The organism is Sphingomonas sp. CROZ-RG-20F-R02-07 (assembly GCF_022662335.1).
Lineage (GTDB): Bacteria > Pseudomonadota > Alphaproteobacteria > Sphingomonadales > Sphingomonadaceae > Sphingomonas.
The window spans coordinates 553,156-577,462 of the sequence record NZ_JAKNQJ010000001.1 but is presented as its reverse complement, the minus strand read 5'-3'; the positions used below and the strand labels follow the sequence as shown (position 1 = coordinate 577,462).

Genomic DNA, 24,307 nt, shown 5'->3' with positions numbered 1-24,307 from the left:
CGCCCGAGCGAAGGGGATTGCGGGCGCGGGGTCAAGAACCCTATCGTCCGTGACTATGACGAAGACCGCCACGATCGATCGCCGCGCCGTCCTTCTGGGCGCCGCCGCGCTGCCGCTTTTGGCGCGATCCGGCGTGTTGCGCGCGGCTTTGCCCGACCTGACCGGCCTGCGTCCTGTCACCGCCGATGTGGTGTCGATCGCGCCCGGCGAGCGCGCGGCGCGGCTGGCCCGCGCACAGGCGCTGATGCGCGTGAACGGGATCGGCGCGGTGGTGATCGAGCCGGGCGCATCGATGGTCTATTTCACCGGCGTCGCGTGGCATCGCAGCGAGCGGCTCACCGCCGCGATCCTGCCGGCCGAAGGCACGCCGTGCATCGTCACCCCGTTCTTCGAGGAGCCCTCGGTGCGCCAGACGCTCGACATCCCCGCCGAAGTGCGCGTGTGGCAGGAGGATGAGAGCCCGCTTGCACTCGTCGCCGGGTTCCTGCGCGACCGCAAGCTCGATCGCCGTCCGGTAGGCATCGAGGAGACGGTGCGCTTCTTCGCCGCCGACGGCATTGCCCGCGCGCTGCCCTCGGCGCAGATCGTGCCCGCCGCCCCCGTGATCCGCGGCTGCCGGATGGTGAAATCGGCGGCCGAGATCGCGCTGATGCGCAAGGCGACCGACGTGACGATCGCGGCCTATCGCTTCGTCCATCCGCGCGTGGAGCGCGGCATGACCAACCATGACGTGGCCGCGCTGATGGATGCGGCGACGCGCGCGCTGGGCGGGGAGCCCGAGTTCAGTCTCGTGCTGATCGGCGAGGCCGCCGCCTATCCGCATGGCAGCCGCGCGCCACAAATCGTCGGCGATGGCCAGGTGGTGCTGATGGATTGCGGCTGCACGGTGCAGGGCTATCAATCCGACGTGTCGCGCACCTTCGTCTTCGGCGCGGCCACGCGCGCGCAGCGTAGCGTGTGGAATCAGGTCGCGCGCGGTCAGCAGGTGGCGTTCGCCGCGGCGCGGATCGGTGCGCCGGCCGGCAGCATCGACGATGCGGTGCGGCGGTTATATGCGGGCTATGGCTATGGCCCGGGCTATGCGCTGCCCGGCCTGTCGCACCGCACGGGGCACGGCATCGGCCTTGACGGGCATGAACCGGTGAACCTCGTTCACGGCGAGACGACGCCGCTCGCGGCCGGCATGTGCTTTTCGAACGAACCCGGCCTCTATCTGCCCGGCCGGTTCGGCGTGCGGCTGGAGGATTGCTTCCACATGACCGATGCGGGCCCGGTATGGTTCAGCGAGCCGCCCCGGTCGATCGATGCACCGGTCTGACCCGCTTGAGCGCGCCCGTCTCCTCGCCTAAGCCGGGTGGCATGACCTCTACCAACGATATCCGCCGCGGCTTTCTCGATTATTTCGGCCGCAACGGCCACCGCATCGTCGCATCGGCGCCGCTGGTGCCGCAGAACGATCCGACGCTGATGTTCGTGAACGCGGGCATGGTGCCGTTCAAGAACGTGTTCACCGGCCTCGAAAGCCGGCCCTATTCCACCGCGACGTCGAGCCAGAAATGCGTTCGTGCGGGCGGCAAGCATAACGATCTCGACAATGTGGGCTATACCGCGCGGCACCACACCTTCTTCGAAATGCTCGGCAATTTCTCATTCGGCGATTATTTCAAGGAACAGGCGATCACGCATGCGTGGACGCTGCTGACGAAGGAATGGGGCCTGCCGGCGGACAAGCTGACGGCCACCGTCTACCACACCGACGACGAGGCGTTCGACCTGTGGCGTAAGATCGCCGGCTTGCCCGAACACCGTATCATCCGCATCCCGACCAAGGACAATTTCTGGACGATGGGCGACAACGGGCCCTGCGGCCCGTGTTCCGAGATCTTCTACGACCATGGCGACCATATCGCCGGCGGCCCGCCGGGCAGCCCGGACGAGGATGGCGATCGCTTCGTCGAGATCTGGAACCTCGTCTTCATGCAATATGAGCAAGAGGCGGGCGAGATCGTCGGCGAGCTGCCGCGCAAGTCGATCGACACCGGCATGGGGCTGGAGCGGATCGCCGCGGTGCTGCAGGGCGTCCACGACAATTACGACACCGACACGTTCCGCGCGCTGATCGCGGAAAGCGGCGCGCTCACCCGCACCGCCACCGATGGGGCGAACACCGCCAGCCACCGCGTGATCGCGGACCATCTGCGTACCAGCGGCTTTCTGGTCGCGGACGGCGTGCTGCCCGCGAACGAGGGCCGCGGCTATGTGCTGCGCCGGATCATGCGCCGCGCGATGCGGCATGTGCATCTGCTGGGCGCCAAGGAGCCGCTGATGGCGCGGCTGGTGCCGGCGCTGGTCGCCGAGATGGGGGGCGCCTATCCCGAGCTGCTCCGCGCGCAGCCGCTGATCGAGGCGACGCTGCAGCAGGAGGAGACGCGCTTCCGACAGACGCTCGACAAGGGGCTGAAGCTGCTCGACGAGGCGACCGCGGGCATGGCGCCGGGCGCGACGCTGCCGGGCGAGACCGCGTTCAAGCTCTACGACACGTTCGGCTTTCCCTATGATCTCACCGAGGACGCGCTGCGCGCTCAGGGGCTGGGCGTCGACCGGAGCGGGTTCGAGACGGCGATGGCCGAGCAGAAGCGTGCCGCCCGCGCCGCCTGGAAGGGATCCGGCGCCAAGGCGTCGGACGAGCTGTGGTTCGACATCGCCGAGGAAAGCGGATCGACCGAATTCACCGGCTACACCGGCGAAACCGGCGAAGCGCAGGTCGTCGCGCTGGTAAAGGACGGCATGCGCGTCGAGCGGGCGGGAACCGGCGATACGGTCGCGATCGTCGTCAACCAGACGCCCTTTTACGGCGAAAGCGGCGGCCAGGTCGGCGACGCGGGCGCGATCACGGGCGACGCGGGATTGCACGCGATGGTCACCGAGACATCGAAGCAACTCGGCCGCGTCTTCGTCCATCATGCGATCGTGCAGGCGGGCGCGATCGCAGTCGGCGACACGGTGAAGCTCGCGATCGACGCGGACCGCCGCGACCGGATCCGCGCCAACCATTCGGCGACGCATCTGCTGCACGAGGCGCTGCGCCAGCGGCTGGGCGCGCATGTCGCGCAAAAGGGCTCGCTGGTGGCGCCCGAGCGGCTGCGCTTCGATTTCTCGCAGCCGCTCGCGATGAGCGCGGCCGATATCGCCGAGGTGGAAGCGCGGGTGAACGCGCAGGTGCGCGGCAACGGTGCCGTCGTCACCCGGCTGATGACGCCCGAGGACGCGATCGCGACGGGCGCGATGGCGCTGTTCGGCGAAAAATATGGCGACGAGGTCCGCGTCGTTGCGATGGGCGACGATGCGCCCGACAATGGCCGCGGCGGCACCTATTCGATCGAGCTGTGCGGCGGCACGCATGTGAACGCGCTCGGCGATATCGGGCTGTTCAAGGTGGTGGGCGAGGGCGCGGTGTCGAGCGGCATCCGCCGCGTCGAGGCGCTGACCGGCGAGGCGGCGCGGACGTGGCTCACCGGCCGCGACGACCTGCTGCGCGAGGCGGCGACGACCCTGAAGGCCGCGCCCGACGAGGTGCCGGCTCGCGTGGCGGCGCTGGTCGAGGACCGCCGGCGGCTGGAACGCGAACTGGCCGAGGCGAAGAAGGCGCTGGCGCTCGGCGGCGGGGCCGGCAACGCGCCCGCCGGGCCCGAGCAGGTCGGCGGCGTCGCGTTCCTGGGTCAGGTGCTCGACGGGTTCGAGGCCAAGGGGCTGCGCGGCGCGGTGGACGAGGCCAAGCAGCGTATCGGCTCGGGCGTGGCGGCGATGGTGGCGGTGAACGACGGCCGCGCCTCGATCGCGGTCGGCGTGACCGCCGATCTGGCCGGTACGCACGACGCGGTTGCGCTGCTTCGCACCGCGGTGGCCGTGCTCGGCGGGCAGGGCGGCGGCGGACGCCCCGACATGGCGCAGGGCGGTGGCCCGGACGGCACGAAGGCGGCGGACGCGATCGCCGCGATCCGTGATGTGCTCGCCGCCATGCTATGAACTCGTAAGTCACGGATATCGTGAAGGATCTGGCGAATATCCGAACGCTTCGCTACGCTGATGCCGGGCGTGCCGCGTCGGCCGCGATCGAGGGCGTAGCGTCATGATGAAGCGGATCGGCTGGACGATGGTGGCGATGGCGGTGGCGTCGCCTGCGATCGCTGCCGCCGTGCAGACCCCGCGCGACCTGCTCGTGGAGGCGGCCTTCAACGACCGCGACAAGGCGGTGGCGCTGGCCCGGATCGACCGCGCCGGCGCGGGCGCGCGGGCGATCCTCGCGCAGAAACCCGACGATCAGGACGCTGCCATCGTCCAAGCGACCGCGACCGGCTATCGCGCGAAGCTGACCGGCGACCGATCCGGCGCGATCGCCTCGCGCAAGCTGTTCGAAGGGCTGACGCAGCGCTATCCGCGCAATCCGGAGGCCTGGATCGGGCTCGGCGCCTGGCATTTCGGGGTCATCAACACCTATGGCCGGATCGCCGGACGAATGGCCGCGGGCGCGCAAAAGAGCGTGGGGCTGGCGGCGTTGACGCGCGCGGCCGCGCTCGGCGGCGATCGCGCGATGTTCCTGGGGCTGGCCGGGCTGCTCCGGATCGAACTCGATCCCGACGATGCCGAAGGCGTGCGTCTCACCGAAGCCGCCACGCACGGCACCACGCCCACCCAGATCGACCGCTATATGCAGCGCGCGGCAGTCGCGGTGCTGGTGCCGCTGCGGGCGGGCGACCGGACGGCGGCGCAGCGTCTGGCCGACCGGCTGCTGCCGTTGGGGCAGGTGTCGTAGGCCGGGGCGAGACGTTCGATGTGACGGCGGTACGTCGCCGCCATGAGTGCGACGCGCACTAACGGAACGACCTTTGTAGGATCTGGCAACACGCAGGGCTTGTCTGGCAGTCGGGGAATGGCGGCTTAGCGAGGGGCCGATGCTGGCGGCCGGACTAGCATTTGGCGGACGGTGTCCGCAAACGCCCAAAGTTCGCCATTCAGACGGACCCGAGGCACTCCCGAAACCTGACATTGCGCGGCAGCGTGTTCCGAGTGACAATAGCGAGATGCAGGGTCGCTTCTTTAGACTTTCAGTCTTGGCGTTGTTGAGCGCTGGCATTCTCAGCGCCAATCGAGCTGTCCCTGAATGGCAAGGTTGGTCACGGCGTCCTGTTGTGGTCACATCCAAATGTGCTGCGGGCGTGCTTGGTCATTTTGGTCGTGTCGCGCGCGAAGTAGGGCGAAAACCAGAAGCTGGATTGATCCGCCAGAAGCTGTACAATTCCACCGCACCGGAACGGTCACCGCCAATCCTTACGGCCTATTTCGACGGAGACGGAGGGTTTAGCTCGGTATCTATAGACGCAAGCAATCGTCGCAAGGCAGCTGCGTTTTGGAGCAGACTACGGCGGCACTGCGGATTTTCTGGCGGCGACTAATCGATTTATGTGCTCGAAAGCTGCCAGGCCGCAACCCACCACCTTACGCCATCCGCGATCGGCAAAACGGACCCCAGAAGCCGCCGGGCGGCAAGCGCCCAGTTGCGGATGTTCGCGGCATGTAAGCCCCATCGTGATTGCGGACGTTCGGATCATCGTGGATGACAGGCTGATGAAGGCTCTGATCCCCCTCGCGTTCCTCTCTACGGCCCCGACGCTGGCGCATGCTGATCCGATTGCGACCGGTCCATTCTACCTGCGGCACGATGCTACGGCAGTCGAAAGAGAAGATGTCGTATCGGTTGTCGCCGATGCTCAGAAGCTCACCAAGTGCACGGTATACCTGTGCTCGACATCAGCTTCCCTATCAGCCAGCAGAAAACGACAGGGCGTTTTGCGCGCTGAACTCATAGCGAACGGCATACCAAACGCGATCATCCGTGCTGGGAGGCGATGCGGCCGCAGCCTGCGCCGACCACCCATTCAAGACGCCGTTGTCGTGATCGTCGGTCCAAGCGGTCGCTAGCCGTCATTTTCACCTAAGCGGAACGTCCGCTTTCCACCGAGGCTGTGCGAAAACGACATATATGCTATGCCGTGAGGTGTTAGCGGGAGGCGTCGGATGGGTCGTTTCATCGAGGGTTGCGACCGCCGGCAGCAGCGTTTCTTGCCTGATTGTGTTGACGATTACGTCGCTCAGGACAGTCCTGTTCGCGTCGTCGATGTGTTCGTGGACGAGCTGAACATGGCAGCGTTGGGATTTGCCGACGCGGCGGCGACCGGGCGTCCGGGCTATCATCCGGCGACGCTGCTGAAGCTCTACATCTACGGCTATCTGAACCAGGTGCAGTCGAGCCGCAGGCTGGAACGCGAAGCGGGCCGCAACGTCGAGGTGATGTGGCTGACGGGCAAGCTCGCGCCCGACTTCAAGACGGTCGCCGACTTCCGCCGCGAGCACGGCGCTGCGATCCAGGCTGCGTGTCGGCGGTTCGTCATGGTGTGCCGCAACCTGGGCCTGATCGCCGGTGGGACTGTGGCGGTGGATGGTAGCCGCATGCGGGCGGTGAACGCACGCGATCGCAACTTCACGCCTGTGACCATCCGACGCCGGATGGAACAGGTCGATGCCAGCATCGAGCGCTATCTCGGCATGCTCGACACCGCCGACCGGCAGGAAGGCGAAGCGGCTGACCTGCGCACGGCGCGGCTGACCACACGCCTGGACGAGCTTCGACGCCAGATGCGTGAACTGGAAACGATGGAACAGGCAGTAGCGGCATCGCCTGATCGGCAGATCTCGCTGACCGACCCGGATGCCCGCGCGATGGCGTCGGCAGGCACGGGCACCGGGCAGGTCGGCTACAACCTTCAGGCGGCGGTCGATACCGGCAGCCACATCACCGTCGCGCATGAGATCATCAACCTGAGCCACGACCGGACATCGCTGGCGAGCATGGGCCGCCAGGCGCGTGAAGCGACGGGCAGCGGCACGCTCACCGTGCTTGCGGATCGCGGCTACTTCTCGGGTCCCGAAGTGCTGGCGTGCGAAGCGGCCGGTATCGTGCCGATCCTGCCCAAACCGCTGACGTCGGGTGCCAAGGCCGATGGTCGCTTCGGCAAGCAGGACTTCGTCTATCAAGCCGGCAGTGACACCTACCGCTGCCCGGCTGGCGAAACGATGACGAAACGCTTTGCCAGCTTGGAACACGGCATGACGCTCCACGGCTATGCCACGCCCGCGTGCCGGTCCCGATGTACCGTCAAGGCAAGCTGCACTGCGAGCATCGAACGCCGCATCAAGCGGTGGGAGCATGAAGAGGTCATCGACGCGATGCAGGCTCGTCTAGACCGCATGCCGAACGCCATGCGCATACGAAGACGAACGGTCGAACACGTCTTTGGTACGCTCAAAGACTGGATGGGACGAAGCCACTTCAAAACGCGAAGGCTGAAAAACGTAGGAACCGAGATCGGCCTCCACATCCTGGCGTACAACATCAAACGCGCCATCGCCCTTGTCGGGGTGCCGGGACTGATCGCCGCGATGCAGGCGTAACATCCAACGCGCTGCGCGTGACTGCCCCCAGCGCTAAAGGCTGTTCTCACACAGCCTCCACCAAGACCGGTCGTTCGGAGTGCACTCCACCTGCACAGGAGCCATCGCGTCGTTTCCCTTTTCTTTCATGCTCCGCCGCAATTAATGGTCCGCGTTGAAGCGCTGAGGCGCTCAGAACAATCCGGCCGCCTTGAGCGCGTTCATCATCCAATATGCCATGATCGCTGCCGCACCCAAGACTTCTCCGCGGCTCCGCGTGAACAACCCCGGTCTAGGATCCCGGAGTCAGTCGCCTGAAGCCGATCACATTGCGCCACCCCGTCAAACGCTCACTTCCCCCCGGCCACGCACCCGGCGGATGCGCGGATCGCGTTCCAGCTCCGCGTCGCGACGGATCCTCTGGCGCAGCTCGTCGCGTTTTTCGTGGATCGAGGCGATCACCGGCCCCATCGCGACACCCAGATCCACCAGCACCGCTTCCGACAATTGCAGCGAACTCTCCAGCGTCTCGGGCACCGCATCGGTCGCGCCCGCGCGGTAGAGCGCCGTCGCGTGGACGGCATCTCGCGCGCGTGCCACGATCGTCAGCTCGGGCGCCAGCGCGCGCACCTGCCGCACCAGCCGGATGCAGAGCACCGGATCGTCCATCGTCAGGATCAGCGCGCGCCGGGCCGGCAGGTCGAGCCGGTCGAGCATCTCGCCACGCGCGACATCGCCGAAAAGCACCGGATAGCCCGCCTCGCGCGCGGCGTGGACGGCGTCGATATCCGCCTCCACCGCGAGGTGGCGCTGGCCGTGCGCCGCCAGCATGTCGGACACCATGCGCCCGACGCGCCCCAGGCCGATCACTACCGTTCCCGCTTCCGCCGCGGGGGCGGCCTCGTCGTCCGGACGCTGCTCGATCTGCCGCGAGAGACGGCGCCCGATGGTCGCGAGCAGCGGGGTGATCGTCAGGCCGATCGCCGTCGCGGTCTGCCAGAAGGTGGCGGTGGAAGGGAGGATCAGTTGCGCCTGGGTGGCGGTCGCCAGCACGATCAGCGTCGTCTCGGACGGGCTGCCCATCAGCAGCCCGGTTTCCGCTGCGGTGCCGCGCCGGACCTGCCCGACGCGCAGGAACAGGAAGGTGACGATCGCCTTTATCGCCACCACGCCGATGACGGCCGCTGCCAGCGCCGCGCCGTTCGCGAGGATCAGGCGAAGGTCGATGCTCATGCCGACGGTGATGAGGAAGACGCCGAGCGCCAGCCCCTTGAACGGCGCGGTCATTACCTCGACCTCGCCATGATATTCGGTTTCCGCGATCAGCAGGCCCGCGAGCAACGCGCCGACGATCGGCGACAGGCCGGCCGCGCTGGTGGCGACACTGGCGACGATCACCACCAGCAGCGAGGCCGCGAGGAACAGCTCGGGGCTTTTCGTCCGCGCCGCCTGCGCGAACAGACGGGGGAGAAAGACGCGGCCGCCGGCGTAGAGCGCCAGGACCGTCAGACCACCGCGCAGGATCGTGGTGCCGATCGCGCTCCAGCCACCCGCGGTGCCGGGGGCCATCGCGCCAAGCACGAAGATGATCGGCACCAGCGCCAGATCCTCGAACAGCAGCATCGCGAACGCCGATCGCCCCACCGCACCCGTGGTGCCGACCAGCGGCAGTACCAATGCGGTGGAGGAGAGCGCGAGCGCGAAGCCGAGGCCGAGCGCGCCCGCCCAGGGCTGGCCGAGCAGGTGGAGCGCGGTGCCGATCAGCAAGGCGGAGCCTGCAAGTTCTGCCGCGCCGATGCCGAACACCTGCACCCGCATCGTCCACAACCGCCGGAACGACAGTTCGAGGCCGATCGAGAACAGCAGCAGCACGATGCCGAACTCCGCGAACGGCTCGATCGCGTGCGCGTCGGTAATCGTTACGTAATAGAGCCACGGCGCGCGCGCGGTCAGCGCGCCGAGTCCGGCAGGCCCGACCAGCACGCCGACGAGGATGAAGCCGATGACCGGGCTGATCCGGAACCGTGCGAAGGCGGGGATGACGAGCCCAGCCGCGCCGAGGATGACCAGCGCGTCGCTGAAGCCCGTATTGTCGAGACCGGTCGCCATGCCCGCGATCCTAGTCGCGGGCATGACGCCTGTCATCGCCGGATCAGGCCCAGGCGGCCATTTCCGTCTCGAGATTCGCGCGCACCTGCTCGAAGAACTGCTCGGTCGTCATCCAGGGCTGGTCCGGGCCGATCAGGATCGCGAGATCCTTGGTCATATGGCCGTTCTCGACCGTCTCGATGCAGACGCGCTCCAGCGTCTCGGCGAACTTGGTCACCTCGGGCGTGTCGTCGAACTTGCCGCGATATTTCAGGCCGCCGGTCCAGGCGAAGATCGACGCGATCGGGTTGGTCGAGGTCGCCTTGCCCTGCTCGTGCATGCGATAGTGGCGCGTGACGGTGCCGTGCGCGGCCTCGGCCTCGACGGTCTTGCCGTCGGGCGTCAGCAGAACCGAGGTCATGAGGCCCAGCGAGCCGAAGCCTTGCGCGACTTGATCCGACTGCACGTCGCCGTCGTAATTCTTGCAGGCCCACACGAATTCGCCGTGCCATTTCAGCGCGCTGGCGACCATGTCGTCGATCAAGCGATGCTCGTAGACGATGCCGGCCGCCTGGAACTTGTCCTTGAATTCGGCCTCGAACACCTCGGCGAACAGATCCTTGAAGCGGCCGTCATAGGCCTTGAGGATCGTGTTCTTGGTGCTGAGATACACCGGCCATTTCAGGTTGAGGCCGTAATGCATCGAGGCGCGGGCGAAATCGCGGATCGAATCGTCGAGATTGTACATCGCCAGCGCGACGCCCGCGCTTTCGAACTGGAACACCTCGCGGTCGATCGTCTGGCCGTCGTCGCCGTCGAAGACGAGGCGCAGCTTGCCGGGGCCCGGCACGCGGAAGTCGGTCGCGCGATACTGGTCGCCGAACGCATGGCGGCCAACGACGATCGGGTGAGTCCAGCCGGGGATCAGGCGGGGCACGTTCTTGATGACGATCGGCTCGCGGAAGATCGTGCCACCCAGGATGTTGCGGATCGTGCCGTTGGGCGATTTCCACATCTTCTTGAGGCCGAATTCGGCGACCCGCGCCTCGTCGGGCGTGATCGTCGCGCACTTCACCGCAACGCCATATTTCTGCGTCGCCTTGGCGGAGTCGATCGTCACCTGGTCGTCCGTGGCGTCGCGATGCTCGATACCGAGATCGTAATAATCGAGCTCGATATCGAGATAGGGCTTGATGAGCCGCTCGCGGATCCACTCCCAGATGATCCGCGTCATCTCGTCGCCGTCGATCTCCACGATCGGTGTCTTGACCTTGATCTTCGCCATGCATCGCATCCTTGGGGCAGGGGTTTGGCCCAGCGTCTAGGCATATGGGCGATGGGGATCAACCACGGGGCGCGGTTGTCATGCGCGCCCGGCACCGATAGACCGAGGCCATGCCATCGCTCGAAAAGCCGCCGCTCGCTACCAGCACCGTCAAATGGCGTTTCCCCGCCGTCCATCCGGAGGGGCATAAATATGTCCTGATCTCGGCCGGGCTCACGCTGCTGCTGACGATCGCGTCGCACATCCTGTTCTGGCCGATGGTCGGGCTCACGATCTGGGTCGCGGCGTTCTTCCGCGATCCGGTGCGCACCACGCCGCAGGGCGAGGGGCTGGTGGTCGCGCCCGCCGACGGGCTGGTCACCATGATCCAGCGCGTGCCGGTGCCGCGCGAGCTGGTGGGTACGCTCGGCGAGGTATCGCTGGTACGCGTCTCGATCTTCATGTCGGTGTTCGACGTGCACATCAACCGCGCGCCGATCGCGGGCACGATCCGTCAGGTGGTGTATATCTCCGGCAAGTTCCTCAACGCCGATCTCGACAAGGCGAGCGACGAGAACGAGCGCCAGCATTTCGTCGTGGAAGGCCGCGACGGGCAGATGATCGGTTTCACCCAGATCGCCGGGCTGGTCGCGCGGCGCATTCTGGGCTTCGTCAAGATTGGCGACATGGTCGCGGTCGGCCAGCGGATCGGGCTCATCCGGTTCGGCAGCCGCGTCGACGTGTTCCTGCCCTACGACGTAGCGCCGCAGGTGGCGCTTGGCCAGCGCAGCATCGCGGGTGAGACGGTGATCGGGCGGCGTCACGCCACGCCCGCGATCGGCGTCGCGCAGTGAGCGTCGCGCCAGCCCGCGGACCGATGTGCGGCATCGTGCGATGATGGCGCCGCGTCTCGGTCGCGCCCGGCGGATGCGTCGCGCATCGCAGGGGCTGCCGCTGCGTGCGGTCGCGCCCAACGCGGTCACCGCGCTCGCTTTGTGCTCGGGCCTGACCGGCGTGCGCTTCGCGATCGCCGGCGAATGGCAGAGCGCGGTCGCGATGATCATGGTGGCCGGCGTGCTAGACGGCATCGACGGGCGGATTGCGCGGATGCTTCACGGAGAGAGCCGGTTCGGTGCCGAACTCGATTCGCTCTCCGATGCGATCTCGTTTGGCGTGGCGCCGGCGCTGATCCTCTACCTCTGGTCGTTGTCCGAACTGCCGCGCGTCGGTTGGATCTGCTCGCTGATCCTGGCGGTGTTCTGCGCGCTCCGGCTTGCCCGGTTCAACGCCAAGATCGACGAAGCCGAACAGCCGCACAAATCGGCCGGCTTCCTAACCGGGGTTCCCGCGCCGGTGGGCGCGGGACTCGCGATGCTGCCGATGTTCCTGTGGTTCTGGACCGACCAACCGTTCTTCGCTTCGCCCTGGCTCGTCGCACCATGGACGGCATTCGTGGCGACGCTGATGGTGTCGAGCGTGGCGACCTATTCCTGGTCGTCGATGCGCCTCCGCCGGAATATCCGATTCGAGGCGCTCGCCGTTGTCGTGCTGCTCGGTGCGGCGCTGGTGTCCGCACCATGGCATACGCTCAGCATCGTGAGCCTATGCTATCTGGCGACGATACCGTTCAGCATCGCCGCCTATCGGCGGTTCAGGCGGCTGCGCGCATCCGGTTCACCGGTGTCGGCAGCGGTGCCGACGCCCAACGCCTGACCGCGATCCGGCGCTCGGCCGCGGCCAGCGTCTGGAGCGGCGCGAAAGCGGGTTCGACCCGGCCGGACGCGAGACGCAGGATACGGCGCCATTGCGGCGCGATGCTCGATGCGATCACCATGACAGCGACCGCGAAGGAACCCGAAAACAACAGCGCACTCAGAACCGAAACCATGTCCGCCTCCCTGGACGTAATTCGAAAACGAACGCGTTAACCAACCGAGATCAAACACCTATTCCAGGATTAAGTTCCCGGCTCCCTAGTTAGGCTATGAAAAAGCCCGGATAACTGGGGATAGGTTGCTGGCGGCGATCGGCAATCACGTTGCGAGCCCTTTATGTTCCTATTACGTTCCAGCTGTCAAGCGGTTGCATCGAGCGACGCAATCGGTTAAGGCGCGCGTCTCAAACCCGCATGGGAGGCATCATAGCCCGGTGCGCATCGGTTCGCCGACGCGTCATCCGCTTCCCAGAGGCACAACCGGAAGGAGTTATCCCTATGGCGGCACCTGTCGTCTCCATGCAGCAGCTCATCGAAACGGGCGCGCATTTCGGCCACCAGACGCATCGGTGGAATCCCAAGATGAAGCCGTACATCTTCGGCGATCGTAACGGCGTCCACATCCTCGACCTGTCGCAGACCGTGCCGCTGTTCGCGCGCGCGCTCGAATTCGTCAGCCAGTCGGTCGCCGGCGGCGGCAAGGTGCTGTTCGTTGGCACCAAGCGCCAGGCCCAGGAGCCCGTCGCCGATGCGGCGCGCCGCGCCGGCCAGCATTTCGTCAACCATCGTTGGCTGGGCGGCATGCTCACCAATTGGAAGACGATCAGCAATTCGATCAAGCGCATGAAGACGCTTGAGGAAATGCTGTCGGGCGACACCGTCGGCCTGACCAAGAAGGAAGTGCTCCAGCTCACGCGCGAGCGCGACAAGCTGGAACTGAGCCTCGGCGGCATCCGCGACATGGGCGGCGTACCCGACGTGATGTTCGTGATCGACGCGAACAAGGAAGAGCTGGCGATCAAGGAAGCCAACACGCTCGGCATCCCGGTCGTCGCGATCCTCGATTCGAACGTCAGCCCGGACGGCATCGCCTTCCCGGTTCCCGCCAACGACGACGCCAGCCGCGCCATCCGTCTGTATTGCGAGGCGATCGCGATCGCCGCGACGCGTGGCGGCCAGGAGCAGCAGCGCCGCAGCGGCGCCGATATCGGTGCGATGGACGCCCCGCCCACCGAGGCGGCGCTGAGCACAGATCCGATCGTGGAGCAGGCGCCTGTCGAGCCGGCTCAGGCCGAGCTGGCCCAGGCCGAGATGGCTGCCGAGGCCGAGCGCCAGATCGACGCCTGAGCCTTCGCATAAACGTCATGCGGGCGGGGTAGGGTAAGCGCCTTGCCTCGCCCGCAACCATATTCAGACCAATGAGGATGACAGACATGGCCGATATCACGGCAGCGATGGTCAAAGACCTGCGCGAGAAGAGCGGCGCGGGCATGATGGATTGCAAGAAGGCGCTGAACGAGGCCGGTGGCGACATGGATGCCGCCATGGACTGGCTGCGCACCAAGGGCCTGGCGGCCGCACAGAAGAAGTCCAGCCGCACCGCGGCCGAGGGGCTCGTTGGCGTCGCGGTGAGCGGCACGAAGGGTGCTGCGGTCGAGGTGAACTCGGAGACCGATTTCGTCGCCAAGAACGACCAGTTCCAGCAGTTCGTCCGCGAGGTCACCCAGATCGCGCTGGCGACCGGGGACGATATCGAGGCGCTGAAGGCCGAGGCCATGCCCTCGGGCACGACGGTCGCCGAGGTGCTGACCAACAACGTCGCCACGATCGGCGAGAACCAGTCGCTGCGCCGGGCCAAGCGTCTCGAAGTGAGCAAGGGCGCGGTCGTTCCTTACGTTCACAACCAGCAGTCGCCTGGCCTCGGCAAGATCGGCGTGCTCGTGGCGCTCGAATCGGATGCCTCGGACGAGGTGCTCCAGGCGCTCGGCAAGCAGCTCGCGATGCACATCGCGGCGGCTTTTCCGAAGGCGCTGAACGAAGCCGATCTGGACGAGGCCGAGATCGAGCGCGAGCGCGCGATCGCGACCGAGAAGGCCAGCGAATCGGGCAAGCCCGCCGACATCATCGCCAAGATGGTCGAGGGCGGCATCGCCAAATACCGCAAGGAGCATGCGCTGGTCAGCCAGCTGTTCGTCATGGACGGCAAGACCAAGATCAGCGACGTGGTGGCCAAGGCGGGCAAGGATGCCGGCACGACGATCGTGCTGAAGGACTATGTCCGCTTCCAGCTCGGCGAAGGCATCGAGAAGGAAGCCTCCGACTTCGCCGCCGAAGTCGCGGCGGTGAGCGGCGTGCCGCAGCCGACCGCCTGAGCCTCGTTCCCTCTTCGCGCGAGCGCGGAGAGGGTCCGTGCCGGCGGATGATCGGAAAGGGCATGGTGCGGACGCGGCGGCGCGCGCCATGCCCCTTTTGCGTCGGCGCGCCCGCCCGTTCGTCGCTCGGGGCGGGAATGCGTCGCGCCCGGTTGCTCCGGTGCATCGCCGCCCCTAAGGTCCGCGCGCGTCCCTGACCGAGTGCCTGCATGCCCCACAAGCGTATCCTGTTGAAACTTTCGGGCGAGGTCCTGATGGGCGAGAACGGTCTCGCGATCGATCCCGCCGTCACCGCGCGCGTCGCGAACGAAATCGCCGATGCCAAGGCCAAGGGCTATGAACTGTGCATCGTGGTCGGCGGGGGCAACATCTTCCGCGGGATCGCCGCCGCGGCCAAGGGCTTCGAGCGCGCCACCGCCGATTATATGGGTATGCTCGCCACCGTCATGAACGCGCTCGCGGTGCAGAACGCGCTGGAGCAGATCGGCGTCGATACCCGCGTCCAGTCCGCCATTCCGATGGCGAGCGTGTGCGAACCCTTCATCCGTCGCCGCGCCGAGCGGCATCTGGAAAAGGGCCGGGTGGTGATCTTCGCCGCCGGCGTCGGCAGCCCCTATTTCACCACCGATTCGGGCGCTGCGCTGCGCGCCGCCGAGATGAAGTGCGACGCGCTCTTCAAGGGCACCAGCGTGGACGGCGTCTATGATGCCGATCCCAAGAAGGTGCCGGGCGCGACCCGCTACGAAACCGTTACCTATGATGCGGTGCTCTCGCAGAACCTGCAGGTGATGGACGCGAGCGCCGTGGCGCTCTGCCGCGACAACCATATTCCGATCGTCGTGTTCAACATCCGCGAAGCCGGCAATCTGGCCGCCGTGCTCGCGGGCGATGGCGTGTCGACGACCGTGCAAAGCCAGGAGATGACCAATGCCCGCCTATGACAAGGCCGATATCGAACGCCGCATGGCCGGGAGCGTCGAGGCGCTGCGCCACGATCTGGGCGGCCTGCGCACCGGGCGTGCGGCGACCAGCCTGCTCGATCCGGTGACGGTCACCGTCTATGGATCGTCGATGCCGCTCAACCAGGTCGCGTCCGTCTCCGCGCCCGAGCCGCGGATGCTGTCGGTGCAGGTGTGGGACAAGACGAATGTCGGCCCGGTGGACAAGGCGATCCGCTCGGCGGGGCTGGGGCTCAACCCGATCGTCGACGGCCAGACGCTGCGCCTCCCGATCCCCGACCTGACCGAGGAGCGCCGCAAGGAGCTGGCGAAGCTGGCCGGCCAATATGCCGAAAAGGCACGGATCGCCGCGCGCAACGTGCGCCGCGACGGCATGGACTCGCTCAAGACCGACGAGAAGAAGGGCGTCTTCGGCGAGGACGAGCGCAAGCGCCACGAGACCGAGGTGCAGAAGATCACCGACGCGACGATCGCCGATATCGACGCGGTGTTCGCCACCAAGGAAAAGGAAATCCTCGGCAAGTGAACGCCGCGGCGCGTTCCGGTCGAACGGCGGGGCGGGGGCTTTGAGCTCCGCCGTTAAGCTGACGCCCGTTCCCGCGGGTGGTACGGTGCCGCGCCATGTCGCGATCATCATGGACGGCAACGGCCGCTGGGCGAAGAAGCGGATGCTGCCGCGACTGGCCGGGCACCGGGCTGGGGTGGAGGCGGTGCGCCGCGTTACCCGCGCCGCGCGCGAGATGGGGATCGAGGCGCTGACGCTCTACGCCTTTTCCTCGGAGAACTGGCGCCGGCCCGAAGCCGAGGTAAGCGACCTGATGGGGCTGCTGCGGCTGTTCATCCGCAGCGACATCGACGAGATGGTCCGCGAGAATGTCCGGCTGCGGATCATCGGCGACTATCGGCGCTTCTCGCCCGATCTTGTCGCGTTGGTCGATGATGCGGTCGAACGGACGTCGCGCAACAGCGGGCCGATCCTGGCGATCGCGCTCAACTACGGGTCGCAGGCCGAGCTGGCCGGGATCGCCCGGCGCCTGGCCGAACGCGCGCGCGACGGCGAACTCGATCCGGCCGCGATCGATGCGGGCATGATCGAGGCCGCGCTCGACACCCATGCGCTGCCGCCGCTCGATCTCGTGATCCGCACCTCGGGCGAGCAGCGGCTGTCCAATTTCCTGCTGTGGCAGGCGGCCTATGCCGAATTGCTGTTCGTCGATACGCTCTGGCCCGATTTCGATGCCGAAGCGCTGGTCGCCGCGGTGGCCGCGTTCGGGCGGCGGCAACGCCGTTACGGCGGCCTGTGAGCACCGGGCCGTCCGACCTGCCGGTGCGTGCCGCGGCGGGGCTGGCGATGATCGCGGTGGCGATGCTCGCGCTCGTCGCCGGCGGGCTCCTCTTCTGGCTGCTCGCGGTGGTCGCCGGGCTGTTCATGATGGCGGAGTGGTGCGATCTCCACGCCATCCCGGCCAAGACGAAGCGGCTGGCGCTGTTCAGCCTGTCGGTGCCGCTGGCGATCATGGCGCCAATCGCGGCGGGGCCCGATTTCTTCGCGCTGGGGCTGCTCGCGGGGGCCGCGTTCTTCACCGTGATCGTCACGCGCCGCCCGGCGCTGGCGCTCGGCACCATCTATGTCGGGCTGCCGATCCTGGCGCTGCTGCTGCTGCGCCGCCAGCATGAGGGGATCGTCTGGACGCTGTGGGCGCTGGCGCTCGTCTGGGCGACCGATATCGGCGCCTATTTCGCCGGCCGCGCGATCGGCGGGCCGAAGCTCGCGCCGCGGATCAGCCCGGCCAAGACTTGGGCGGGGCTGGGTGGCGGCGTGCTGCTCGCAACACTGCTCGGCGCCGCGCTGCACGTGGCCTATGGCCTGCCGCTGCGCTTCACGCTCGCGACGCCGTTCCTTGCCGTGCTGGCGCAGGGCGGCGATCTCTACGAAAGCTGGCTGAAACGCCGCGCGGGCGTGAAGGACAGCGGCACGCTGATCCCCGGCCATGGCGGCGTGCTCGACCGGCTCGACGGCATCGTCCCGGTGGCGCCGGTTGCCGCCTTTCTGGCCGTCCTTCCCACGATACTCATCTGGCTGACATGAAGACCATCACCATTCTCGGCGCGACCGGCTCGGTCGGCACCTCGACGCTCGACCTGGTGGAGCGCGAGCCCGATGCGTTCCGCGTCGTCGCGCTCACCGCCAATGCCGATGTGGCGAAACTCGCCGCCGCCGCGATCCGCACCCGCGCCGAACTGGCGGTGGTCGCCGACGCGGCGTGCCTGCCGGCCTTGCGCGAGGCGCTGGCGGGCACCGGGATCCAAACGGCGGGCGGTGCGGAGGCGGTGTGCGACGCCGCGCGCAGCGGCGCGGACTGGACGATGGGCGCGATCGTCGGCTGTGCGGGGCTGAAGCCCGTCATGGCGGCGATCGAGGGCGGCCGCACCGTGGTGCTGGCCAACAAGGAGCCGCTGGTGTCGGCCGGCGACGTGATCCTCGCCGCCGCCGCGCGATCGGGCGCGACGCTGCTGCCCGCCGACTCCGAGCACAACGCGATCTACCAGTGTTTCGATTTCGCCCGGCCCGAGCGCGTGCGGCGGATCATCCTGACCGCGAGCGGCGGCCCGTTTCGCGACTGGACGCTCGACGCGATGCGCGGCGTGTCGGTCGAACAGGCGGTGGCGCACCCCAATTGGTCGATGGGCGCCAAGATCTCAGTCGATTCGGCCACGATGATGAACAAGGGGCTCGAGCTGATCGAGGCCGCCCGGCTGTTCCCGGTGGATGACGACCGGATCGAGGTGGTGATGCACCGGCAGTCGGTGATCCATTCGATGGTCGATTATGTCGACGGATCGATGCTGGCGCAGCTTGGCCCCTCGGACATGCGCGTGCCGATCGCGCACACGCTCGCCTGGCCCGACCGGATGGCGACCCCGATGGCGCCATTGGACCTGGTGGCGATCGGGCGGCTCGATTTCGAGAGCGTCGATCCGTTGCGCTTTCCCGCGATCCGGCTGGCGCGCGAGGCGCTGGTGGCCGGCGGCGCGCGGCCCGCGATCCTGAACGCGGCGAACGAGGTGGCGGTGGCGGCGTTTCTCCGCCGCCGGATCGGCTTCCTCGAAATTGCCGCAATCGTCGAGCATATCCTCGATCGTTACGACCCGGCCGCGCCGGAGACGCTCGACGCGGTGCTCGCGATCGACGCGCACGCGCGGGTCCTAGCGGGCGAGCGTATCGAGGATGGCGTGATTTGATCCAGACTCCGGGAATCCTGCTGACCATTGTCGCGTTCGTGTGCGTCATCGGGCCGCTCGTGTTCGTCCACGAGATGGGCCATTATCTCGCCGGCCGGATGTTCGGCATCAAGGCGGACGCGTTCGCGATCGGCTTCGGCCGCGAGGTGGCGGGCTTCACCGACCGGCGCGGCACGCGGTGGAAGTTCGGCTGGCTGCCGCTCGGCGGCTATGTGAAGTTCGCGGGCGACATGAACGCGGGCAGCCAGCCCAGCGCCGACTGGCTCGCGCTTCCCGCCCTCGAACGCCAGCGGACGTTCCAGGCCAAATCCGTATGGCAGCGCGCGATCGTCGTGGCGGCGGGGCCGGTCGTCAATTTCATCGTCGCGCTGCTGATTCTCGCCGGCTTCGCGCTCGCTTATGGCGATGTGCGCATGGCGCCGGTCGTAGGCGCGGCAGTCGCCGGCAGCCCCGCCGCGACGGCGGGGCTGATGCCCGGCGACCGGGTCATCGCGATCGGCGGCCGGCCCGTCGACACGTTTGACGACATCGCACGCTATGTCCGCATCCGTGCAGGCGAAACGGTCGCGATCGATCTCGATCGGCGCGGCGCGCGGCTGACGCGCAGCGTCACCGTCGCCACCGATCACGAACGCGACCGGTTCGGCAATGATTACCGCATCGGCCGGCTGGGGATCGAAGGACCGCGCCCGGTGATCGTGCCGGTAAGCGTGGTCGAGGCGCCGATCGTCGCGGTGCGGCGCACCGGGCAGATTGTATCGATGATGGTCGAGACGCTGGGGCAGGTGGTTACCGGCCGTCGATCGGTGAAGGAACTCGGCGGCCCCTTGAGCATCGCCAAGGTGTCGGGCGAACAGTTGAGCCTGGGTGTCGGCGCGTTCGTGTTCCTGATCGCGCTCGTCTCGATCAATCTGGGGTTCATCAACCTGCTGCCAATACCCATGCTCGATGGCGGCCATCTGTTCTTCTATGCGATCGAGGCGGTGCGTCGGCGCCCCGTCGAGCCGCATGTTCAGGAATGGGCCTATCGTGGCGGCCTTGCCGCGATCCTTGCGCTGATGCTGCTCGTGACGTTCAACGATCTGGGCAGCTTCGGGCTCTGGAAAGGGCTTGCCGGGTTGATTGGTTGACGCTGTTGGGGCAGGGCGGCGAACGCAGGGGTCGGTGCGGCTTATCTTGGGTGGGTTTTCAGTGACAGCGATGAACGGTTCCTCTTTCGGCGTGCGCGCTGTTGCCCTGCTTCTCACGGGAAGCATGCTCGCAGGCCTGTCCGTCCCCGCCGAGGCCCAGCGCGGCGGCGGCGGTCGTGGTCGCGGCGGACCGCCGAGTGCCGGGCGCCCTGCCACAGGCCCCGTTCGTGCGCTGCCGGCTGCGGGACCTACCGGTCCCGCCATCACCGTCACCGATCCCAACGCGCTCACCATCAAATCGTTGCGCGTCGAAGGATCGCAGCGCATCGAGCCGGAAACGGTGTTGTCCTACACCCGCCTTCACGTAGGCGCGAAATACAATGCGGAATCGCTCGATCAGGCGCTGAAGGACCTGCAGGCGAGCGAACTGTTCGCCGATTACTCGATCAGCGGCGTCGAGACCGGCGACATCGTCCTGAAGGTGCGCGAGAACCCGATCATCAACCGGGTGATCCTTGAGGGCAACAAGCGCATCAAGGAAGACAAGATCAAGAAGGAGATCAAGCTCGCGCCGCGGCAGATCTTCACGCGCACCGCCGTCCGCCAGGATATCGCGCGCATCATCGAACTGTATCGCCGTCAGGGCCGTTTCGCTGCCTCGGTCGATCCAAAGATGGTCAATCTCGACCAGAATCGCGTCGACGTGGTGTTCGAGATCACCGAGGGCCCGAAATCCAAGGTCGAGCAGATCAACATCATCGGCAACCATGTGTTTTCCGACGACAAGATCCGCCAGCAGATGGCGACCAAACAGTCGCGCTTCTTCCGCCTCCTGTCCTCGAACACGTCCTACGATCAGGATCGGCTGGCCTATGACCAGCAGAAGCTGCGCCAATTCTACCTGACCGAAGGCTATGCCGATTTCCGCGTGACCTCCGCGGTCGCCGAGCTGACGCCGGACAAGAAGGACTTCATCATCACTTACGTTGTGGAGGAGGGGCCGCGCTACAAGTTCGGCGACGTGACCGTCGACAGCGACATCCGCGATTTCGACAACAAGAAGCTCGCCGCCTCGCTGCCGATGAAGAAGGGTGATTGGTACAACGCCAAGCAGGTCGAGGATTCGGTCGATCAGCTGAACCAGGCGACCGGCTTGTTCGGCTATGCCTTCACCGATACCAATCCCGAGTTCCAGCGTGACAAGGACACGCTGACGATGGGGATCAACTTCCACATCGCGCAGGCGCAGCGTTCGTATATCGAGCGCATCGACATCAACGGCAACACGCAGACGCAGGACAAGGTGATCCGCCGCGAGATCCGTCTGGCGGAGGGCGATGCGTTCAACAGCTTTCAGGTGAAGCGCTCGCAGGACCGGATCAACTCGCTCGGCTATTTCCAAGACAAGTTTGAGATCAAGCAGAACCCGGGCTCGTCGCCCGACCGCGTTCAACTCGAGGCGAATGTCGAGGAGAAGTCGACGGGCGAGCTGCAGCTTTCGGCGGGCTATTCGAGCCTGGAGCGTTTCATCATCCAGGCGAACATCACCCAGCGTAATTTCCGCGGCAAGGGCGAGGAGCTGCGCGCCGGCGTCAACTATTCGAGCTATTCCAAGTCGATCGAGCTGGGCTTCACCGAACCCTATCTGTTCGACAAGAACATCGCGGTCGGCGGTGACATCTTCCGCCGCGACTATAACTCGTTCAACTATGCCGGCGACACGCGCCAGACGACCTATAGCCAGGTGTCGACGGGCTTCCAGCTTCGCGCCGGCCTGCCGCTCACCGAATATTGGTCGCTCGCGGGCCGCTATGGCCTGTCCTACGATCAGGTCAGCCTCGACAAGGACACCTATTACACCAACGGCGTCTGCGATCCGGCGATCGCGGGGCGCTATCTCTGCGAGGCGCTCGGCAACCGGATCACCTCGTCAGTCGGCGCATCGCTGATCTACGACAGCCTCAACAGCCGCCTGCGCCCGACCGCGGGCAAGCGCTTCTCGATCAGCGAGGATCTCGCGGGGCTCGGCGGGGACGTGCATTATGCGCGCACCCGGATCGAGGCGTCCAAGTACAAGAATATCGGCAGCGGCTTCATTCTGTCGGCGGTGGGCGAGGCGGGCTATATCCACTCGTTCGATGGCCCCGATGCGCGGATCACCGATCGTTTCTATCTCGGCGAGCCGCAGTTCCGCGGCTTCGACATCCGCGGCGTCGGACCGCGCGTGCAGCGCGTGCAATATACCGGATCGGTGGCGACGGGCGATCAGCTTCTGACCACGTCGAAGGACAGCCGCGTCGACGACGCGCTGGGCGGCAACAAATATTATCTCGGCCGGATCGAACTCGAACTGCCGCTCGGCTCGGGCGCGCGCGAACTCGGGTTGCGGCCGTCGATCTACGTGCAGGCCGGCTCGCTCTGGGGTCTGCGGACGCCCGCAGTGAACGGCACGTTCCCGCAGGCACTCAATCCCGATGGCAGCCTGGCGTACAACAAGGACGGGTCGCCCTCGCTGCTGCCGCTCACGCGCAACGTCACGTCGAACGGGCAACAGGTCTATACCAATTCCGATCCGCTCACCAACGGCACGACCAGCGGGACGATCGTCTACACGACCTGCGCGGTGGGATCGTCCTCGACCTATGGCGGCACCTGCGTCGGGACGATGGCCAACACCCCATATACGACCACCACGACGCCGGTGTACGAACGCTATTACGGCAGCAACGCCACGCCGCGCATCTCGATCGGCATCGGCGTCAACTGGAACTCGCCGTTCGGCCCGCTGCGCATTGATCTTGCCAAGGCGATCCTCACCCAGCCGGGCGACGATCCCAAGCTCATTACCTTCAACGTAGGGACACAGTTCTGATGACCATCAAGACGCTTCTTCTCGCCGCCGCTCTCGCCACGCCCGGCCTCGTCGTCGCCAGCCAGGCGAGCGCGCAGGTCAACGGCGTCGGCGTTGCCGATTTCCAGGCCGCCGTTGCCAACACCAAGGCCTGGGCTGCTGCACGCACCCAGATCGAGACGACCTACAAGGCGCAGATCGATCAGTCGAACGCACGCCGCGCCGCACTGCAGGCCGAGCTTCAGCCGATGGTGACCAAGTTCCAGGCCGCGCAGGCCGCGCCGGGCGCGACCCAGGCGTCGCTCCAGCCGCAATATCAGGCGATCCAGGCGCGCGAGGCGTCGGCCCAGCAGGAACTGAACCGCATCACCGCGCCGGTCCAGCGTGCGCAGGCCTATGCCATCGAGCAGATCTCGGGCCATATGAACGAGGCCGTTCAGGCCGCTGTGCGCGCCAAGAACGTCAGCCTGCTGCTCCGTCCGGAAGCCGCCTCGTTCGCCCAGCCGGCGGCAGACGTAACCCCGGCGATCACCGCCGAGCTCGACCGCGTCGTGCCGAGCGTCGGCATCACGCCGCCGGCCGGCTGGCAGCCCGGCCAGAACGGTGCCGCCGGTGCGGCGCCCGCCGCCACGGCGCCGGCGGCGCGCGCCACCCCCGCAGGCCGCGCGACGGGCCGGTGAGCGAAGCCGCCGAGGGCCGCGCCGCCATCGGTCCGCTCGATATCGGGCGGGTGATGGCGGCGCTGCCGCACCGTTATCCGATGCTGCTGGTCGATCGGGTCGAGACGCTCGTCCCCGATCGGTCGATCGTCGCGATCAAGGCGGTGACGATCAACGAGGGCTTCTTCCAGGGCCATTTCCTGGGGCGGCCGATCATGCCCGGCGTGCTGATCGTCGAGGCGATGGCGCAGGCCGCAGGGATCCTGGCGGTGGAATCACTCGGGCTCGCCGGCTCGGGCAAGCTCGTCTATTTCATGGCGATCGACGGCGCGAAGTTCCGCAAGCCGGTCGAACCGGGCGTGCTGCTCTCGCTCGAGGTGGCGTTCGTGCAAAAGCGCGCCACGGTCTGCAAGTTCGCCGGCGTTGCGAAGATCGCGGGCCAAGTGGTTGCGGAAGCGAACTTCACCGCCATGATCGCCGATCCGCCGGCCAGCGCCTAGGCGCCAACTTCGCCAACTTTGACTAAGGCGCCGCGCTCG

General features: G+C 66.8%; 20 protein-coding genes. 17 read left to right on the top strand and 3 right to left on the bottom strand.

The window, feature by feature from the left end; genetic code table 11:
* Positions 1-55 precede the first annotated feature (55 nt).
* The 4 genes from L8H00_RS02895 (at position 56) to L8H00_RS02880 (ending at position 7,509) form a co-directional block, all read left to right on the top strand.
* Positions 56-1,318, top strand: coding sequence for a Xaa-Pro peptidase family protein (locus L8H00_RS02895; protein ID WP_242095926.1), 1,263 nt, complete (start codon positions 56-58; stop codon positions 1,316-1,318).
* Positions 1,319-1,359: 41 nt separating this feature from the next.
* A complete protein-coding gene (alaS, locus tag L8H00_RS02890; protein ID WP_242095708.1) occupies positions 1,360-4,026 on the top strand; it encodes an alanine--tRNA ligase in 2,667 nt (888 codons plus the stop codon).
* A gap of 103 nt (positions 4,027-4,129) precedes the next feature.
* Positions 4,130-4,813, top strand: coding sequence for a hypothetical protein (locus L8H00_RS02885; protein WP_242095707.1), 684 nt, complete (start codon positions 4,130-4,132; stop codon positions 4,811-4,813).
* A 1,262-nt stretch (positions 4,814-6,075) separates the two neighbouring features.
* A complete protein-coding gene (locus tag L8H00_RS02880) occupies positions 6,076-7,509 on the top strand; it encodes an IS1182 family transposase (RefSeq protein ID WP_242095706.1) in 1,434 nt (477 codons plus the stop codon).
* A gap of 321 nt (positions 7,510-7,830) precedes the next feature.
* Here the strand turns inward: L8H00_RS02880 and L8H00_RS02875 are convergent, their stop codons facing one another.
* Positions 7,831-9,597, bottom strand: coding sequence for a cation:proton antiporter (locus L8H00_RS02875; protein WP_242095705.1), 1,767 nt, complete (start codon positions 9,595-9,597; stop codon positions 7,831-7,833).
* A 43-nt stretch (positions 9,598-9,640) separates the two neighbouring features.
* Positions 9,641-10,861 carry an NADP-dependent isocitrate dehydrogenase gene (locus L8H00_RS02870; RefSeq protein WP_242095704.1) on the bottom strand — a complete coding sequence of 407 codons (1,221 nt, stop codon included), beginning with the start codon at positions 10,859-10,861 and terminating at the stop codon, positions 9,641-9,643.
* A 110-nt stretch (positions 10,862-10,971) separates the two neighbouring features.
* On the opposite strand from L8H00_RS02870, the gene L8H00_RS02865 reads away from it, so the two are divergent.
* Both L8H00_RS02865 and L8H00_RS02860 read left to right on the top strand, forming a co-directional pair.
* Positions 10,972-11,694, top strand: coding sequence for a phosphatidylserine decarboxylase (locus L8H00_RS02865; RefSeq protein ID WP_242095703.1), 723 nt, complete (start codon positions 10,972-10,974; stop codon positions 11,692-11,694).
* 40 nt (positions 11,695-11,734) lie between these two features.
* Positions 11,735-12,553 carry a phosphatidylcholine/phosphatidylserine synthase gene (locus L8H00_RS02860; protein ID WP_242095702.1) on the top strand — a complete coding sequence of 273 codons (819 nt, stop codon included), beginning with the start codon at positions 11,735-11,737 and terminating at the stop codon, positions 12,551-12,553.
* Here L8H00_RS02860 and L8H00_RS02855 read toward each other — a convergent pair.
* Entirely contained in the window at positions 12,492-12,728 is a 237-nt protein-coding gene (locus L8H00_RS02855) for a hypothetical protein (protein ID WP_242095701.1), read from the bottom strand. The two genes, L8H00_RS02860 and L8H00_RS02855, sit on opposite strands and share 62 nt — an antisense overlap.
* 324 nt (positions 12,729-13,052) lie before the next feature.
* On the opposite strand from L8H00_RS02855, the gene rpsB reads away from it, so the two are divergent.
* The 11 genes from rpsB to fabZ all read left to right on the top strand — a co-directional run bounded on the left by rpsB (position 13,053) and on the right by fabZ (position 24,268).
* A complete protein-coding gene (rpsB, locus tag L8H00_RS02850; protein ID WP_242095700.1) occupies positions 13,053-13,901 on the top strand; it encodes a 30S ribosomal protein S2 in 849 nt (282 codons plus the stop codon).
* Positions 13,902-13,987: 86 nt separating this feature from the next.
* Positions 13,988-14,926 (top strand): translation elongation factor Ts, encoded by a 939-nt coding sequence (gene tsf / locus L8H00_RS02845; protein ID WP_242095699.1) that lies wholly within the window; start codon positions 13,988-13,990, stop codon positions 14,924-14,926.
* Positions 14,927-15,135: 209 nt separating this feature from the next.
* Positions 15,136-15,867 carry a UMP kinase gene (pyrH, locus tag L8H00_RS02840; protein WP_242095698.1) on the top strand — a complete coding sequence of 244 codons (732 nt, stop codon included), beginning with the start codon at positions 15,136-15,138 and terminating at the stop codon, positions 15,865-15,867.
* Positions 15,854-16,411 carry a ribosome recycling factor gene (frr, locus tag L8H00_RS02835; RefSeq protein WP_242095697.1) on the top strand — a complete coding sequence of 186 codons (558 nt, stop codon included), beginning with the start codon at positions 15,854-15,856 and terminating at the stop codon, positions 16,409-16,411. The genes pyrH and frr overlap by 14 nt, the downstream gene beginning before the upstream one ends.
* A 109-nt stretch (positions 16,412-16,520) precedes the next feature.
* Positions 16,521-17,189, top strand: coding sequence for an isoprenyl transferase (locus L8H00_RS02830; RefSeq protein ID WP_242095925.1), 669 nt, complete (start codon positions 16,521-16,523; stop codon positions 17,187-17,189).
* On the top strand, positions 17,186-17,974 hold the full coding sequence (locus tag L8H00_RS02825; protein WP_267380209.1) for a phosphatidate cytidylyltransferase: 789 nt from the start codon (positions 17,186-17,188) through the stop codon (positions 17,972-17,974). The genes L8H00_RS02830 and L8H00_RS02825 overlap by 4 nt, the downstream gene beginning before the upstream one ends.
* Positions 17,971-19,128 carry a 1-deoxy-D-xylulose-5-phosphate reductoisomerase gene (gene dxr, locus L8H00_RS02820; protein WP_242095696.1) on the top strand — a complete coding sequence of 386 codons (1,158 nt, stop codon included), beginning with the start codon at positions 17,971-17,973 and terminating at the stop codon, positions 19,126-19,128. The genes L8H00_RS02825 and dxr overlap by 4 nt, the downstream gene beginning before the upstream one ends.
* The gene (gene rseP, locus L8H00_RS02815) at positions 19,125-20,258 is read left to right on the top strand and encodes an RIP metalloprotease RseP (protein WP_242095695.1); all 1,134 of its coding nucleotides are present in this window, start codon (positions 19,125-19,127) and stop codon (positions 20,256-20,258) included. The genes dxr and rseP overlap by 4 nt, the downstream gene beginning before the upstream one ends.
* A gap of 70 nt (positions 20,259-20,328) precedes the next feature.
* Complete coding sequence (gene bamA / locus L8H00_RS02810; RefSeq protein ID WP_242095694.1) at positions 20,329-23,130, top strand: outer membrane protein assembly factor BamA; 2,802 nt, start codon at positions 20,329-20,331, stop codon at positions 23,128-23,130.
* Positions 23,130-23,789 carry an OmpH family outer membrane protein gene (locus tag L8H00_RS02805; protein ID WP_242095693.1) on the top strand — a complete coding sequence of 220 codons (660 nt, stop codon included), beginning with the start codon at positions 23,130-23,132 and terminating at the stop codon, positions 23,787-23,789. The genes bamA and L8H00_RS02805 overlap by 1 nt, the downstream gene beginning before the upstream one ends.
* Entirely contained in the window at positions 23,786-24,268 is a 483-nt protein-coding gene (fabZ, locus tag L8H00_RS02800) for a 3-hydroxyacyl-ACP dehydratase FabZ (RefSeq protein WP_347340704.1), read from the top strand. The genes L8H00_RS02805 and fabZ overlap by 4 nt, the downstream gene beginning before the upstream one ends.
* Positions 24,269-24,307 lie beyond the last annotated feature (39 nt).